This is a genomic window from Acinetobacter sp. 1000160 (genome assembly GCF_000588715.1).
GTDB classification, from domain to species: domain Bacteria; phylum Pseudomonadota; class Gammaproteobacteria; order Pseudomonadales; family Moraxellaceae; genus Acinetobacter; species Acinetobacter courvalinii.
The window spans coordinates 140031-155107 of the sequence record NZ_JFWP02000001.1; the positions used below are offsets into that span (position 1 = coordinate 140031).

The following is a 15077-nucleotide window of genomic DNA, read 5'->3' on the forward strand; positions in this document are numbered from 1 at the left end:
GAGATTTATGGCTAAAGTGCATTGGATGGTCAGTTTAGTACGGGTAATTACTATACTCTTCGTGCTATTGGGCTGTTTTGTACTTTTTTTATATTCGCCTTTTTATTCACAACTGGTGGTGAAAGGGCTGAACCGCTTTGTGCCTGTCGACGTGAATGAAGTCGCTGCACAAAGCCAAAAGCCGGCCGCTTTGAGTGAACATGAGACTTTGGAACCGGGTTCGAATCTGTGGATTGCACGCCAAGCCTACCTCAAGCTGATGGAAAAGTCCTTTCAGTCTGAACAATCTGAAGATTTAAGGTTAATTCAGGCCCGTTATAAATTGCTTCAACAGCTGATTGCTGAAGAGCAGGAAAAAGAAAGTGCTGAAGAAAAGAAGCAGCCAGCTATTCCATTGATGGGGGAGCGAGCTGATCAGGATCAGGCCAGTTCAGCGGTGACCATCACTACACCATTAGACTTTTTGCAGTGGAATACCCCGGACAATCAGGCGCTGATGGGTAAATATATGGCTTTTCTTGAGACCTATCCTATTGAGTTACCCGTGAATGAAGAGGATAAGGATGAAACCAATAAAGATCTGGTTGAGCTGAAAAAGAATAAAGATGGTGTACCTGAACCACAAAATATGTCTCAGCCCAATGCCATTGTGGTGCTGGGTGGTGGTTTAACACTCGGCGCGAACGGTAAAGATATTGTGGTCAATAATTACACCCGTTTGCGTCTGGAGAAAACCCTGGAAGTCGAAAAGCAATATGCTTTACCAATTGTGTTGAGCGGCGTTGAAGCACCCTATATGCAGGCATGGCTCAAAGAGCGGGGTATAGAAGCCAAGCTACTTGAAAATAGAAGTATGAATACCTGTGAAAACACCAGATTCAGTTCGTTATTGCTGCAAAAGAAAGGCGGAGCGCCAACGGTGATTCTGATTACCGATGAATATCATATGCCGCGTCCCCGCCGTTTATTTGCCTTAAGCGGTATTGAAACGGTTCCTGTGATTGCTCCTATGCCAACCACCTTGACCGACTGGCGTCCGAGCGAACAAAACTATGACCACAGTCGCCGTGCGAACTACGAAATGCTGGCCACGATTCGTGATATGTTGATTGGTTCAAGTGATTGTCGAGAGATACCCTAATGTCCAATATTCCATTTTTAAATCCGACAATTCTAAAACAACTGGATTTACCTGTACCAAATCGGGAAACCACGCCGCAGGTGCTGGAACCCTTGGATTTATCCGTTATTGCTGAACCATCTAAACCACTACAAGCCTATCGTAAACTCTATGGTTTAAATGTGCTGGATTGCGAGCATTGGCAGGGTTATGTGGAAATGCCATTGTTCCGTTTACATGTACAGGTGTTCCAGCCTAAGCAGCAAAAGATTCAGGGTACCGTTTGCCTGTTGCATGGTTATCTGGAACATAGTGGCATCTATCAGCCGATTATCAAGGAAATTCTGGATCAGGGCTTTAGCGTGCTGACCTATGATCTTCCTGGGCATGGGCTGAGCAATGGTTCACCAGCCAGTATTCAAAACTTTGATCATTATCAGCAAGTCTTGCATGCGGTTTATGATGCAGTACGTGGCGCCAGACAATTACCGAAGCCGTGGCTGGGAATTGGTCAAAGTACGGGGGGTGCCATCTGGATGCATCATTTACTGGAATTTGCTGAGCGGCGTGAAGACCCGATTGTTGATCGGGTATTATTGCTCTCTCCATTGATCAGGCCTGCAAAAACGGCATGGTGGCATAACTCGGTCGGGCTGGGCATCATTCGCCGTATCAAGAGTCAGGTACCACGCCATTTCCGTCGTAATAATCACAATCCCGAGTTTCTGCGTTTTATCCGTTTAACCGATCCTTTACAGCCTCGTATGATGGGTATGGACTGGATTCTGGCGATGTCGAAATGGATGCTGGAAATGGAGCAGCGACCTGCTTGCCGTATTCCGGTGTGGCTGGCGCAGGGAGCGCTCGATCAAACGGTGGACTGGCGTTATAACATTGAATACATCCGCCGTAAGTTTAGACTACAGACCTTGTTGATGTTGGAAGAAGGCTCACATCAGCTGATCAATGAACGGGCAGATATTCGTGCTGCGCTCACAGGGCTGATTCCGGCATTTTTGCATGCCAAACCTAACCATTATTATTATTGATTTCGCTTTTTTAGCCATTATTTAAGTGATAGAATCTCGAATATTATAAAAATATCAATGAATTAGATATTCGGGGAAATCATGAAAAAAGGTACATTAAGGGGTTTTTGTGTCTTGATTCTGCTCGGTACTACCTTTCCGGCTGGTGCCCAAGAGCTGTATAAATGTGTAACCCGTCAGGGTACAGCCTATCAAAGTCGGCCATGTGCGATTCAGGCGAGCCAGAAAACAGCGTGTACAGGTTCGGCGGCTGATGGCTTTAGCGGCGATTGCCGGCAGCTGCAACAACAACGGCAGCAAGCCATCATGCATGAGAAAAATGCTTATACGCAGGATCTGGCAAGCAACAAGACCAGAACAGTGACGTCGAGATCCGAATTTCAAAAAACCATACTTGAGTTCAGCCAATGTAAACAACGCATTCAGGCATTGCAGAGATTCGCCCGTTATACAGATCGACCAGCGCAATTACTGGAAAATAATCCTCAGCTGTATGTCGCAAGCGTGTGTACTGAAGATGGGGGAATTTATCTCAGTTGCCATGCCGCTACCAATACTTTGGTGACGCAGACCAGTTCCGCCTGTTCAATTAAACGTTAATGACGTTTTGATCTTAAAGTAATTTATTTTCACATATTAAAATAACAAGGAAATGCGCAATGAGAGCAGCATTGATGGTCATCGGGGTAATTTTCGCCGTTTTCTTTTTGTTAAATCGTTGTTCACAGCACGAGTTAACATCAGGACAAGTTGTACAGAACAATCCAGTTGAACAACGTCAGAACCTTCTGGATCAGATTGTTTTACTGCAGCCACTGAAACAACATGCAATTAAAGATTACGAAACGATTCAGCAAACGGCCAATGCGACCGTTCAACCTGAAGAAATGCTGACTGCAGTTAGCAGCACCTTGTGGTGGAAGCTTCGAGAAATAGTTGAAAAGCAGGCAGATGATGAAGGGCAACGGTTATGGACAAAAGCTTATTTACAGCAACTTTATGATGCCAAACGCAAGGGTAATTGCTTTCCTATCGCGTTTCCTCTGTATGCTAAAACCACAATCGATCAACGAAGAAATTTACTCAGTAATGCTACGCAGCAACAGACCGCTGCCGCACTGAATTATATTTTAACCCATCAAGGTTCACGTTCAGTGATCGATCGTATGCAAGCGCCACCAGAATGGATTCAAATTGCAGAAAAGTTAAGACAGGATTATGCGATTGATGCCGATCTGCTCAATGCCGGTGAGACTGCGCCAGACAAAAATAAACAGTGTGAAGTCGTGATACGAACGTTCGAATATATTTTGTCTTTACCTGTGGAAAAACAAGGCCCGGTGATTCGCTGGATGCTGGATCGTCATATTGCGGTGAGTGTATTTTAAATGCAAAGATTTGGTAAACATGCTCATCTCAATTTGCATATGAATTGGATTCGAATTTTATTAATAGTGAGTATCAGCGTCATTATCACCGCATGTGGTCAGGTGAAGCATGCGCCTAAAGCTGGAGAATATGACGCAAAGCTGGTGAACTCGATTCTACTCACCCCGAGTGAGATTCAGGCCTTAAACAAGGCAGTCAGTGATCCTCCAAAAGACACCTTTCAAAGACCGAATGTCGGAATCAGCTTTCAGGCTGATGCAGCCCAAAATCCTTATCGTTTTGTGCTGGTTGTGAAAGGTAGCACCGTGCAAGCCGGAGAAACCGTGTTGAAGTGGATTGGGGGTGTTCAAAGTGAAAGTTCAAATGGCTATCATCCTGAAGTCTTTCAAAGCAATGATTCGCATCATTACGATGCCAATGAGTCGATATTGCTGGTGATGAGCTCAGATCCATTTTCAGTAAGTGAGTCAAATAACGGAAGCAATTATGCGGTGCATGCTGAATTGATGGAAGCCTCAAACCTGCAGTTCCAGTCTGTAGAAGTACAAATCTGGCAGGGTAAGGGCTCACAATACAACTGGACTGCTTATCTGAAATTTCTGCTGATCCTGATGCTTGCAATCTTTGGCATTTATCGCTTGATTAGCCGGTAATTGATTTTTATACAAGCCATAAAAAAGCCACTCTTGAGTGGCTTTTTTTACATAAATTAGAAATGATTTGGGTCGGCAAGTTTCCACATCCGATAGTAGAAATTGTCTTCATCTTTCAAATCGCCCAGCAACAACTCGTTTTCTTTTAAGAAGAAATGGATCTGTGCATAGTTTTTAATTTCACGATCATTCATACGTTGAGCTAAATGGTGTGCCTTGATTTCTGAAGGATGATTTAAGCCGGCAGCTGCAATCATTTCAGAAAGAGCATGCAGGGTATTTTTATGAAAGTTAAAAACACGTTCGGCTTTACTTGGTACATCCAGTGCTTTTTGACGGTCTTTATCTTGGGTGGCAACGCCAACTGGACATTGGTTGGTATGACAGCTTTGTGCCTGAATACAGCCTACCGCAAACATGAAACCACGTGCTGAATTGACCCAATCTGCGCCCAAGGCAAAAGTGCTGGCAATATCAAAGGCACTGATCATTTTACCACTGGCACCGATCTTGATCTGATCACGTAAACCGGCACCGACCAGGGTATTATGTACAAAACGCAAGCCTTCTCTTAACGGTGTACCAATATAGTCGCTGAACTCGATTGGTGCGGCACCGGTACCGCCTTCTGAACCATCAACCACCACAAAATCAGGAACAATTTTAGTTTCCAGCATGGCTTTGACAATGCTCATAAATTGCCACGGCTGTCCGATACATAGCTTAAAGCCAACCGGTTTACCACCCGACAGTTCACGAAGCTGCTGGATAAAATGCATCATTTCAATCGGGGTGTTAAAGCTTGGATGCTTAGATGGTGAAATACAGTCATGCTCACGCGAAATACCACGGATTGCAGCAATTTCCTCAGTAATCTTATGCTTTGGCAAAATACCGCCATGACCCGGTTTTGCACCTTGAGACAGTTTCACCTCGATCATTTTGATCTTTGGGTTTTTCGCCTGCTCAGCAAACTTTTCCGGTGAAAACAGCCCTTGTGGAGTACGGCAGCCGAAATAGCCGCTGGCAATTTGCCAGACAATGTCACCACCATTTTCTAAATGATAAGGACTTAAGCTGCCTTCGCCTGTGTCATGATAAAACTTACCCAGCGCAGCACCTTTATTGAGGGCACGAATTGCATTGGCACTTAAACTGCCAAAACTCATCGCAGAAATATTCATAATTGATGCGCTGTAGGGCTGGCTACATTGTGCATTACCAATCTGTACGCGGAAGGTCGCTGGATCAGAGGGAGGACAAGGTGCAATCGAGTGAACAATAAAACGGTAATTTGGATCGTACACATCAATGATTGAACCAAATGGTTTATCTGCATTCTCATTCTTGGCACGTTGATAGACCAGACTACGTTGCATGCGTGAAAAGGGTAATGCATCCTGATCGGACTCAATAAAGTACTGACGGATTTCCGGGCGGACATCTTCAAAAATAAAGCGGAAATGCCCAAGAATCGGATAGTTTCTTAAAATGGCATGTTTCTTTTGTAATAAATCATGCAGGCCGACCAGGCTGAGTAAACTGCTTACTAGCCAGAGTCCGTTTAACAAGGTGTCTGAAATAAAATAATAAATACTATGCGGGGTATAAATTGTTTTGAACCAGGTAATACTTAAAGCAATGAAAATACAAAGAAACCAAACAGAATGTCTTGAAAAGAAAGTGTTAAGTAATTTATGTCTTATCGCTTGTGCTGGACTAGCCATTGGCAGGAGATTCCTAAAAATAAAGCAACTGACAAACGATGCCAAGAACCTGCCTGAACCACAAGTAACGAATTGTTAGATATGAGAATTATTCTCTTATAAAATAAGTGCGATACCTCTTTATTTGAAGATAAAACGCAAGCTTTAGTAAAGCTAAGATGACTTATTTATGACAAAATATGAATCTGTAGCAAAGCAGCAATAAACAACACAATAAATGTAAGAATGATTACAAATAGAAAAACTGAATTTTAGATAATAAGCAAGAATACAAAAAAGTGGAGGACCCTCGAAATGCCACAATATTTGCGTATTGCTGAAAAAGTTTATAAGAACCTTAAAGACGAAAAAAAGTTTACGCAAGCTCCAGTCGAATATATCAATGATTTACTCAAACAAATCCGTAAAGAGCTGAAGGGTACCGATATGAAGCTTATTTACAATTTTATTGAGTTTAATTCTGGTTTTAAGAACCAGCTTATAGATGGTTACCTGAATATCGATGTCAGTCTGATTCCAAATTATAAATATCAGGATGAATATGTGCTCTGGCTGGCAGGATTTATTGAAAAAATTACCGTCGGTGGGAAAAAAAGGATTCCTCCTATCGTCGATAATATTCCGCCTGAATTTACCGTCACTAGTGATCTCAGGCAGATCAATGTGATGAGCCCAGATAAAAACAGTGAGCAAATTATCTCCTATTTCAAGAGTGGAGATTTTCTAAATGGCTTCAATCAACACTAATTTCAGTGTTACGATCATGAAGGAGTATTGAACCCGTTCAATACTCCTTTCATAGATAAAAATCAGTTACAGATAAGAAATAGAGCAAGCTTGTAGAATCTTATATCTGGCTGATTTTTAGTGTAAATTTTTCACTATAGCCCAAAGAGACCAACAATGCCAAAACGTGAAAAAGTATTAACCATATTTGAAGCTTTACGAGAAAGCCATGAAAAGCAAAGAGAGTTTTCTGAAAAGTTAGTGAAAACTTCGGGCGATAGCCCTGAAAGAAGAGAGCTTTTTGATTTATTAAAAAATGAACTATTTGCTCATGCGGTTGCTGAAGATCGCTATCTTTATATTCCATTAATGATGTCTGATGCGGGGCTGAATATTACCCGTCATGCTTTAGCAGAGCACCATGAAATGGATGAGTTGCTCGAACAGCTTACAGAGACCGAGTTTAGTAATCCGGGATGGCTGGCGATAGCCAAGAAATTATCTGAAGTGGTTCATCATCATCTTAAAGAGGAAGAACATAGTTTTTTCCAGCAAGCGGGTAAAATTTTAGTAGATGATCAAAAACTGGAGCTGGCAGAAAAATATCAGGCCGAATATATAAAATATTTAAATAAAGACAAAGATAGTCTGACCTAAATGTAAAAAAGTTAATGTATTAAGACCCTCTTTATGAGGGTTTTTATTTCATTAAGTTTCTCGATCTATTTCAATATATTTCCTGCTTTACTTTAAATCATCGTCATTAACTTAAAAAAAATTCTTATAACGGTTTTTAACAAAGAAGTTATCTAGTCTAAAACTGTAAAGCGTACATGAATTGAAACTTCTATTTAAGCATAAGGTTTCAAGTAAATTATTTTTTTAAGGAGAATAACCATGACAAATAATGACCAATATGATCGTGAGCGTATTAAGAACTCATCTGATGAAGTAAAAAAAGAATTAAATGCTGATCCAATTACCGGTGAACCAGGTTCGCATCCGGTTGGAACAGGTGTTGGTGCAGCAGGCGGTGCGGTAGCAGGTGCGGCAATCGGTAGTGCAGGTGGTCCTGTGGGTACATTGGTGGGTGGTGCCGTAGGTGCCTTTGTCGGTGGTTTAACCGGTAATGCGGTGGGTGAGGCGATTGATCCGACTGTAGAAGATGCCTACTGGCGCGAAAATTACCTGAATCAGCCTTATTATAATGAGGCCAAAGCCAAGTATCCTGATCTGGACTATGATCGTGATTATCGTGGCGCTTATCGTGTGGGCTATGAAAAACGTTATGGTTATGAGCCAGACGTGGCCTTTGAAGACGTTGAGCCAGAGTTAAGAACACACTGGGATCAAGAAGGTAAAGCGGACTCACGCTTATCTTGGGATGAAGCACGCCATGCTTCACGAGATGCATGGAACCGGACGACAGATCTATCCAAATAATGGTTTAAAGTTGAAGTCTCCAAGCCCTGTTCTTTAAGAACAGGGTTTTTTATGTAAAGTGCTATGCGTAGAAAAAGAAAACCGCCCGTACAGGCGGTAGCTGAAACTGGTCAGCAAATCATAGAAGTGTGAACGGTCAAGAGCCCACTTCTATTTTCTTGAATTAGTGGCTTTTATTAAATGCTTCCATAAATTCATCTGATTTAAAATATGAATTAATCAGCTCGCCACTTTTAGAGTATTCTGGCTGGACAGGTGCAGTTTTCTGAGGTGCTTTGGGTAAGCTGTATTTAAATTCTGGAGGAATCTCTTTACGAATAGGCGGGAGCTTTCTCTTTCCGTCGGTGGTAATTCTTTGGATAAAACCTGCTAACCACAAGATGAATTCACCTTCATTTTTTATCGCCGGAATAAGGCTTACATCCAGTTTAACCTTACATTCAGCATTGGGCCTGTTCAGACATTCTTCAAAGTCAATAAAGTTATAAAGTAATTTTAATTTAGACCCTTTGAGTTCTTTTCGGATCTCAATCATTAAATTATTTAAATTTTCTAATGGATCCTGCTGGAAGTCTTTATTTTCCTTTACTTGTCGATAAACTGTTTCAGCTATACGTAAATATTGTGGCATATCTTACTCTCCCAAAATCCAAGCTATGTAGAGATTATGAAGAGTTTTAGGTTTTTTATTGTGAGTGTTGTGCCTGTTCTTGTGAGTAATAGGAGCTTTATGCAACTAAATAACAGAATAGGAAGAATAACTAGATTTGCTCAAGGTGCTGTTCTGTTTTTATCTCTTATCTAGCTTTTTATAATATATAACCCAACAAGATCTAATATTATTTTTCGCAATATTAGACCTTGCGGTTGTGCTTATTTAGCAATATTCATAAACAATCAATGCTGTAAATTTTTGGTCATTTTCACTGCCATATGAATGACTCATAAACTTAATATTGACCTGATGATTATTCTGGGTAAGTTCATTTCTCAGCCAGTCATTGATGGTGTGTTCTAATTTTTGAATTGAACCCGCTTCAAAAGCTTTGATTTTAGCCATTATTATTTCTCCTTTCCCAAATACTTATGAAAGTATGAGCATATATGCATCGAAATTAATTTCTTTATATCATTTGTTTTGGTTTGAAAGTTGTTATACCTTTCTATTAACTTGTTTCGAGATATATATTGAATAATATGGAAACACATAGGTACTAAATTTAAAATATATTTTTCAATAGCTTAAAATGATATTTAGTCGTTAGACGTATTTTTTATAATTACATAAGATTGCATTTCTTAAGAAAAGTAAAAAAAGTAACAGGGAAATTTACATGATTAATCTTCAGTATAGAGGTTGCTTAAATACATTAAGAGGTGCCACATGTTAAAAACGATTTTGACTTTAGGAACTGGTGTTGCTCTAGGTTGTTATTATAAGTCTCATAAAGATAAAAATAAATTATCTGATGAGAAAAAAGATGATGATCTGAGCATGGACGATAGTGTAAAAGGCAAGAAAGTGCTGAGCAAGTTCCTGAAATAATTTGAAAGGGAAGCTTGTGATCAAGCTTCCCTTATATTAAGCCTAAATTTTGCTAAATATAAAGTCGAGTATAAGTATAAGGAAATAATAGATGAGTACCAAAGATAATCAATTGATCGGTTCCAAGCCCCATTATAACGCTGAATATGTCCTGGACAGCATGATGGATATTGATGAGTGGGAGCGAGATTCAGCTAAACATCACAAACATTTATCTGAGCGTCGAAAAAGCCGATTGCAGCAGGAACGTAAAAAGAAGTGTGTGTGGATGATGGATGAATAGAGCAGTTCTTTAAGATTCATCTGAGTTACTCAATTAACCAAGTGAGAGGTAATGAAAAATGAAGAATTTATACGTGAAAAGTCTAGCATTATGTTGTGTATTTGCCTTTGCTGGCTGTGATAAAAACCGGGATGCCGATGATCCAATGACCAAAGGTGAAACCACCACACCTCATTCTATGGAGGCAGCACCTGTAAGCCCTAATAATGACATGCATGATGATATGCAGCATTCATCAGCACCAGCAATGATGAACGATCAAGGTACATCAGGTGTGCAGACAGGTAATACGACTTCAAATTCAGGACAATCCCCAGCCTCATAAGTTAAAAGACCCGTTGGGAAAAATGACTAAAGTATCGAGCTCATACTTTAGTCATTTTTATTATTTATAGCGGATCAAAAAATAAATAATAGCCTAGATAGTTTTTAATGTGATTTTAATCACATTAAATTAGGGTAATGCATTTTAAATCACTTATCATGTAGTGTTTATGTATATGAAGCTTAAGGGATATTTCATAACTTAAAACAATATTAACAATTGATTACTGTAAATACTGCAAAATTCCTAAATAGAATATAAAGGAATAATGTCATGCATCAATATTTAAAAATAGCAGAACAAATTTATGATCAGGTTCAAACAAAATATGGGTTTACTGACGATCATGTAGAAGATCTTAATAATTTAATGATTGAGTTAAGGAATGCTGCCAAAGATTCAGATTTTAAAATGCTTTATAATTATATTAATTTTGAAGACTTGTTAATGAAGTCCAAAGCATTATCGATTGATCTGGATGTGAGTATTTTACCGAAAAGTAAAAATAAAGGTGAATACATACTGTGGCTATCAGGCTTTGTGGAAAAACTGGTCGTTTCTACCAAGAAGACTGAAACAAAACTAAAAAATAAGGTAGTGATGCCGAATTATTATTATGATGATTCAGGCAATATTGTGAGTAAAACTAAAAATAGTGGTGAAGAAATTATTTCATACTTTAAAGATAAAGAACCGATTTAATGAAATAAAATAATCTTTCGTATTTTGCCACGATTATTTTGAAACAGGAGTTTTTAAGATGTCGAAACAATATATGTTAAAAGAAGTTGATGCGAGTAGTGAAGCAGGAGATAAAATTATTGTGGAGCAGATTTATGAAAAGCTGCCCCCGCTAGATGTAAATATAAATGATTTTTCCTGGTCACCTTTATTTAAAGTGGTCATTACCGATAAAGTGATCCCGCTGAATGATGACTTAACCTTTACCCATCCACGGACTGGAAAAGTTTTTCGTATTGGCAGCTGAAAACATGTGCTGCCCCGTACCGCAAACAAGGCGCCATATTGCAAGTTGCACGCCAGTGTGAAGGTTCTTCGCTAGTTGATGTGAGGCGTGTTTAAAGCCTCTGCCCAATCTTTTCCTTTGCAACGTGGGCATTGTTGCTGCAGATGATTTAAATGTTGGGTCATACCACAGTACATACAAGAATAAAAAAGTGCCGGATTTAATTGATCTGTCTTTTTATAATGGTTTGGAAAGAGTGGCAATCCCCATTTTGTGTCGTCATTGGCATAGAACAGCAGACTTAAACAGCCATCAGTTTCAAGCAAAGCGACTTTGACTTGTCCGAGATGTTCAACACTTTGCTGGCGCATTTCTGCAAAAAATTCATCATGGGAATATTTTTCTTTTCTCATATCCTGTATCACCATCAAGCCATCTTCGACAATACAAAGTGGTTTTCCTTCCAGCAGGATTTCCACTTTCTTGCTTTTCATCATGGCCCACGTCACCAGGCGATATAAAATAATGATAGTACACATGACCACGAAAGCTTGGGCAATCGGTGCATCATCAACAAACATCGGATCGCCGGCGGCACTGCCTAAACTCAGAATGATAGCGACCTCAAAGATTGAAAGTTGTCTAATGCCGCGTTTCCCGGACAGTTTTAAAAAGATCAGGATAAGCAGAAACATGACACAACAGCGAATGATGATTTCTACGACCAGTTCCCAAGTCGTATCGTGGATGAAAACACCGATAAGATCCATTATTGATTTACTCTTTCTTATAATTTGTAAGTGCTTATATTCTATGCAATAAAAATGAGCTTATGTTTTAAATAAGCTCATTTTTTTTATAGGAGAGCAGGGACTACATTTTATCCCAAGCATCTTTGATGGCTTGTTTGGCCTGTTCCCATTTTAATCTTGATTCGGCTTTCAGCTCTTCCCAAGATTCTTTAAGATTGCCTTCTACATCTTCGAACTGGGTATTACGATCGTGTTCAGATCGTGCGCGGCTGCCTAACTCATATGCTTTGGAAAAGTCCCGGTCGTAATCGAGGTCTGGTGTATCCAGTGAAGCTTCCTGATAATAAGGACGGGTCACATAGCTTTCACGCCAATGATCATTTGGATCGATACTTACACGTGAACCTTGATTATTTTGATTAGTAATATTCTGATTTGTCATTATCGTTCTCCAGCAAATTTTCCAATGTATATAAAATTTAGGAGAATATTAATTTATTCTCCTAAATATTTACGGATCTTAAAATAATCAAAGCTTATTTCTGCTGATTATTCTGGTTTGATCCTTGGTTGTTAGAATCTTTTTGATTAGATCCTTGTTGCTGACGGTTGTCATTTTGCTGCTGTTGCTGCTGACGGTTGTCATTATTTTGGTTTTGCTGATTTTGCTGGTTTTGTTGCTGCTGCTGTTGGTTATTGCGCTCTTGATTGCTTTGATTATTTGTATTACTCATGATCGTACACCTCATTTGGTTATTGATATTATCTGAGTAAATCAGATGATTTAATTAAAACATATTTTTATTGGAAGAATAGGGCAAGCCTGTTTCACTTTATTTAAATGTAATATACAAATTTTCATTAAATAATGCTTTTTTAAGAGCTTAATGCTTCTAATCAAGTTTTAATGAAAACAGTATTAATATAAGTTGATATCAAAGTAACATAAAGCAACATAAAAGAGGGTTTCTCCTTTTTATATATCTTTTTTCTTGATAATTTTAACAAGATTTGTGCATATATCTTTGAGTAATCTTTCCAGCTTTTTTTCAGGGCTGCCTTTATATAGGTTTCTGAAATTATAGTTTTTATTTTTATAGTTTATGCAGTAAAAGAATGTTCCGACTGGCTTCTGTTTGGTTTCAGATCCTCCTGGCTTAAGCAAGCCGGTACAGGAAATATAAATATCAGATTTAAAGATATGTTTGCCTTTATTAATCATTTCTTCAGTAATTTCACTTGATTCGGCACTATATTTTTTAATCATCGCAGGAGAAATTTTAAGTACTTTTTCTTTTACTTTGAGATCATAGCAAACCAGACTTCCGGTCAGAATATCTCCAGAAAATGGACTCAAAGAAAACTGGTAAGATAAATAACCAGCTGATGCACTTTCCAGAAAAAAGATAGAAAGTTTTTTTTGCGCGAGTAATTCGCAGGATTTCTTAAACATAGCTCTCTCGAATAAAAATCATTCATTAAATTATTAATTATTTTGAAATCTATTTTATGGATAAATAATTCAAAATATTAAAATGTAAAAATATACTTTTTATATGTGGTTGATATGAAAGGTTTTTAAATTTTACGTGTTTCAATATTAACCTGTTTTAACAAAATGTTGGTAGGAATAAAGGATGAGCAAAGTAAGGTGATTTTATAGTTTCGATTCGGAGAATGGAAATGTCTGTTGTCGTAAAAAAAAGATTACTTGATTTGTTGCAGGACGATCATAAAAATTATTACGAGTTAGTTTCTTTCTTCCTCGATGGGGATATATCTAACTTTGAAAAAGAGAAAAAAGCCGTTAATTTTTTAAAACAAGAATTTGAGATGATGAAACCGAGCAAGATTTCTTTGCCCAATCAAATTGAAGAAATCCGTGCTTGGTATAACAATGAAAATCGAAAAGTATGCCAAGACTATCAGGAATATTTGAGCCAGCGTAATGCGGGAGGCGAGCGAGAATATTTTAAAAATATCGGGCAGGCGTTTGAATTTCTACTTAAAGTTGCCCCAGTTAAAAAGGTAGATGGTTCCTGGCTATACAGCATTGTCAATTACTGGAATGATCCGGTCTTTCATGATCTGATTCTGATCTATCTGGAAGAGCTTGGCTTGGGGCAGGCAAAAGCCAATCATGTCTGCATTTATGATGATTTATTGCGTGTATTGGGACTGGATGATTTTGAGCTGTTTCTGGATGATGAATATTACCATCAATCTGCAGTTCAACTTGCACTCGGTTATGCTCCGCCAGAGTATATTCCTGAAATCATTGGCTTTAATCTCGGCTATGAGCAGCTGCCTTTACATCTTCTTATCACCAACTATGAACTTAAAGAATTAGGAATTGAAGCCAAGTATTTCAATTTACATATTACCATTGATAATCTAGACAATGGTCATGCACATAAATCCCTGAAAGTCTTTGAAAATGTTTATAAAAAATATAAAGATAAAGATGTTTTCATGCAGAAGGTAAAACGTGGTTATGCACTCAATCAGCAAGGCATATCATCCCGGCAAATTATTAAAAACCTGAATCTAGAAAACTTTGTTTATAAAATCTTAAAGCGTAAGGCACTCATCGGACAACTGGTGCATAACGAAAAACAGTTTATTGGGTGTAAATCCATTAATCAGTGGTTGGCCAATCCTCAAGAAATTGGCAGCTTCATCAATCAACTGGTTGAAAAGCGGTGGATTAAATTTAATTGTGATCCGGAAGAAAGTGTGTTCTGGCGCATGATCAGCCATGAAGACGGAAAAATGTATGGGGTGTTTACCCCAGCCGAAAGACAGATTATTCACGACTGGATTGCAGGCGAACAATACGAAACCCATGTATTGCCGTATAAGAATAGCCTAAGTAAAGAACAACCCTTACATGACTATTTATTTAGTTATATCTCGGATGGCGAACTGGAACATTTACAAAACAGAGTCAGCCAGACAGACAATTTTGCACTCAAGCTTTGTAAATTGACGCCTTTTCTCGCCCCCGAATCCCATCACAAAAGCATCGGTTTATGGAGTACGCAGAAATATGCAGAACTTTTATTTCCTTATCTAACCGCTTCACCGCGTTAAATAA

The 15077-nt window shown here is 38.8% G+C and carries 21 protein-coding genes; 14 read left to right on the forward strand and 7 right to left on the reverse strand.

What is annotated here, in order from left to right:
• Positions 1–7 precede the first annotated feature (7 nt).
• The 5 genes from J699_RS17600 to J699_RS17580 all read left to right on the forward strand — a co-directional run bounded on the left by J699_RS17600 (position 8) and on the right by J699_RS17580 (position 4211).
• Positions 8–1141: a YdcF family protein gene (locus tag J699_RS17600; protein ID WP_032882667.1), complete on the forward strand. Its 1134-nt coding sequence runs from the start codon at positions 8–10 to the stop codon at positions 1139–1141.
• Complete coding sequence (locus tag J699_RS17595; protein ID WP_005230055.1) at positions 1141–2169, forward strand: alpha/beta hydrolase; 1029 nt, start codon at positions 1141–1143, stop codon at positions 2167–2169. The genes J699_RS17600 and J699_RS17595 overlap by 1 nt, the downstream gene beginning before the upstream one ends.
• A gap of 81 nt (positions 2170–2250) precedes the next feature.
• Positions 2251–2769, forward strand: coding sequence for a hypothetical protein (locus tag J699_RS17590; RefSeq protein WP_032869013.1), 519 nt, complete (start codon positions 2251–2253; stop codon positions 2767–2769).
• 59 nt (positions 2770–2828) lie between these two features.
• Positions 2829–3557 carry a hypothetical protein gene (locus J699_RS17585; RefSeq protein ID WP_032869014.1) on the forward strand — a complete coding sequence of 243 codons (729 nt, stop codon included), beginning with the start codon at positions 2829–2831 and terminating at the stop codon, positions 3555–3557.
• The gene (locus tag J699_RS17580; RefSeq protein ID WP_032869015.1) at positions 3558–4211 is read left to right on the forward strand and encodes a hypothetical protein; all 654 of its coding nucleotides are present in this window, start codon (positions 3558–3560) and stop codon (positions 4209–4211) included.
• Positions 4212–4267: 56 nt separating this feature from the next.
• On the opposite strand, the gene J699_RS17575 is transcribed toward J699_RS17580, so the two are convergent.
• On the reverse strand, positions 4268–5938 hold the full coding sequence (locus J699_RS17575; protein WP_005230063.1) for an FMN-binding glutamate synthase family protein: 1671 nt from the start codon (positions 5936–5938) through the stop codon (positions 4268–4270).
• A gap of 294 nt (positions 5939–6232) precedes the next feature.
• Between J699_RS17575 and J699_RS17570 the strand changes: the two genes are divergently transcribed.
• The 3 genes from J699_RS17570 (at position 6233) to J699_RS17560 (ending at position 8107) form a co-directional block, all read left to right on the forward strand.
• Entirely contained in the window at positions 6233–6685 is a 453-nt protein-coding gene (locus J699_RS17570; RefSeq protein ID WP_009511604.1) for a hypothetical protein, read from the forward strand.
• 156 nt (positions 6686–6841) lie between these two features.
• A complete protein-coding gene (locus J699_RS17565) occupies positions 6842–7321 on the forward strand; it encodes a hemerythrin domain-containing protein (protein ID WP_032869016.1) in 480 nt (159 codons plus the stop codon).
• 240 nt (positions 7322–7561) lie between these two features.
• The gene (locus J699_RS17560; protein WP_005230070.1) at positions 7562–8107 is read left to right on the forward strand and encodes a glycine zipper domain-containing protein; all 546 of its coding nucleotides are present in this window, start codon (positions 7562–7564) and stop codon (positions 8105–8107) included.
• 163 nt (positions 8108–8270) lie between these two features.
• Here the strand turns inward: J699_RS17560 and J699_RS17555 are convergent, their stop codons facing one another.
• Both J699_RS17555 and J699_RS17550 read right to left on the reverse strand, forming a co-directional pair.
• Positions 8271–8738: a hypothetical protein gene (locus J699_RS17555; RefSeq protein ID WP_032869017.1), complete on the reverse strand. Its 468-nt coding sequence runs from the start codon at positions 8736–8738 to the stop codon at positions 8271–8273.
• Between the two features lie 246 nt (positions 8739–8984).
• On the reverse strand, positions 8985–9167 hold the full coding sequence (locus tag J699_RS17550; protein WP_032869018.1) for a hypothetical protein: 183 nt from the start codon (positions 9165–9167) through the stop codon (positions 8985–8987).
• Positions 9168–9491: 324 nt separating this feature from the next.
• Here J699_RS17550 and J699_RS19445 point away from each other — a divergent pair, with 324 nt between their 5' ends.
• The 5 genes from J699_RS19445 to J699_RS17530 all read left to right on the forward strand — a co-directional run bounded on the left by J699_RS19445 (position 9492) and on the right by J699_RS17530 (position 11249).
• Positions 9492–9653, forward strand: coding sequence for a hypothetical protein (locus J699_RS19445; protein WP_005230075.1), 162 nt, complete (start codon positions 9492–9494; stop codon positions 9651–9653).
• A 91-nt stretch (positions 9654–9744) separates the two neighbouring features.
• Positions 9745–9936 (forward strand): hypothetical protein, encoded by a 192-nt coding sequence (locus tag J699_RS17545; protein WP_032869019.1) that lies wholly within the window; start codon positions 9745–9747, stop codon positions 9934–9936.
• A gap of 58 nt (positions 9937–9994) precedes the next feature.
• Complete coding sequence (locus J699_RS17540; RefSeq protein WP_032869020.1) at positions 9995–10261, forward strand: hypothetical protein; 267 nt, start codon at positions 9995–9997, stop codon at positions 10259–10261.
• A 273-nt stretch (positions 10262–10534) separates the two neighbouring features.
• Positions 10535–10963: a hypothetical protein gene (locus tag J699_RS17535; RefSeq protein ID WP_032869021.1), complete on the forward strand. Its 429-nt coding sequence runs from the start codon at positions 10535–10537 to the stop codon at positions 10961–10963.
• A gap of 58 nt (positions 10964–11021) precedes the next feature.
• A complete protein-coding gene (locus tag J699_RS17530; protein ID WP_005230079.1) occupies positions 11022–11249 on the forward strand; it encodes a hypothetical protein in 228 nt (75 codons plus the stop codon).
• Positions 11250–11320: 71 nt separating this feature from the next.
• Here the strand turns inward: J699_RS17530 and J699_RS17525 are convergent, their stop codons facing one another.
• The 4 genes from J699_RS17525 to J699_RS17510 all read right to left on the reverse strand — a co-directional run bounded on the left by J699_RS17525 (position 11321) and on the right by J699_RS17510 (position 13433).
• Positions 11321–11998 carry a DUF421 domain-containing protein gene (locus J699_RS17525; RefSeq protein ID WP_005230081.1) on the reverse strand — a complete coding sequence of 226 codons (678 nt, stop codon included), beginning with the start codon at positions 11996–11998 and terminating at the stop codon, positions 11321–11323.
• A gap of 103 nt (positions 11999–12101) precedes the next feature.
• Positions 12102–12422 (reverse strand): hypothetical protein, encoded by a 321-nt coding sequence (locus tag J699_RS17520; protein ID WP_032869022.1) that lies wholly within the window; start codon positions 12420–12422, stop codon positions 12102–12104.
• A gap of 94 nt (positions 12423–12516) precedes the next feature.
• Positions 12517–12714, reverse strand: a complete 198-nt coding sequence (locus J699_RS17515; RefSeq protein ID WP_005285424.1) for a hypothetical protein — start codon at positions 12712–12714, stop codon at positions 12517–12519.
• Positions 12715–12956: 242 nt separating this feature from the next.
• Positions 12957–13433, reverse strand: coding sequence for a CinA family protein (locus J699_RS17510; protein ID WP_005285426.1), 477 nt, complete (start codon positions 13431–13433; stop codon positions 12957–12959).
• A 230-nt stretch (positions 13434–13663) separates the two neighbouring features.
• On the opposite strand from J699_RS17510, the gene J699_RS17505 reads away from it, so the two are divergent.
• Entirely contained in the window at positions 13664–15073 is a 1410-nt protein-coding gene (locus tag J699_RS17505; protein WP_032869229.1) for an iron-containing redox enzyme family protein, read from the forward strand.
• The last annotated feature ends 4 nt before the right edge of the window (positions 15074–15077 follow it).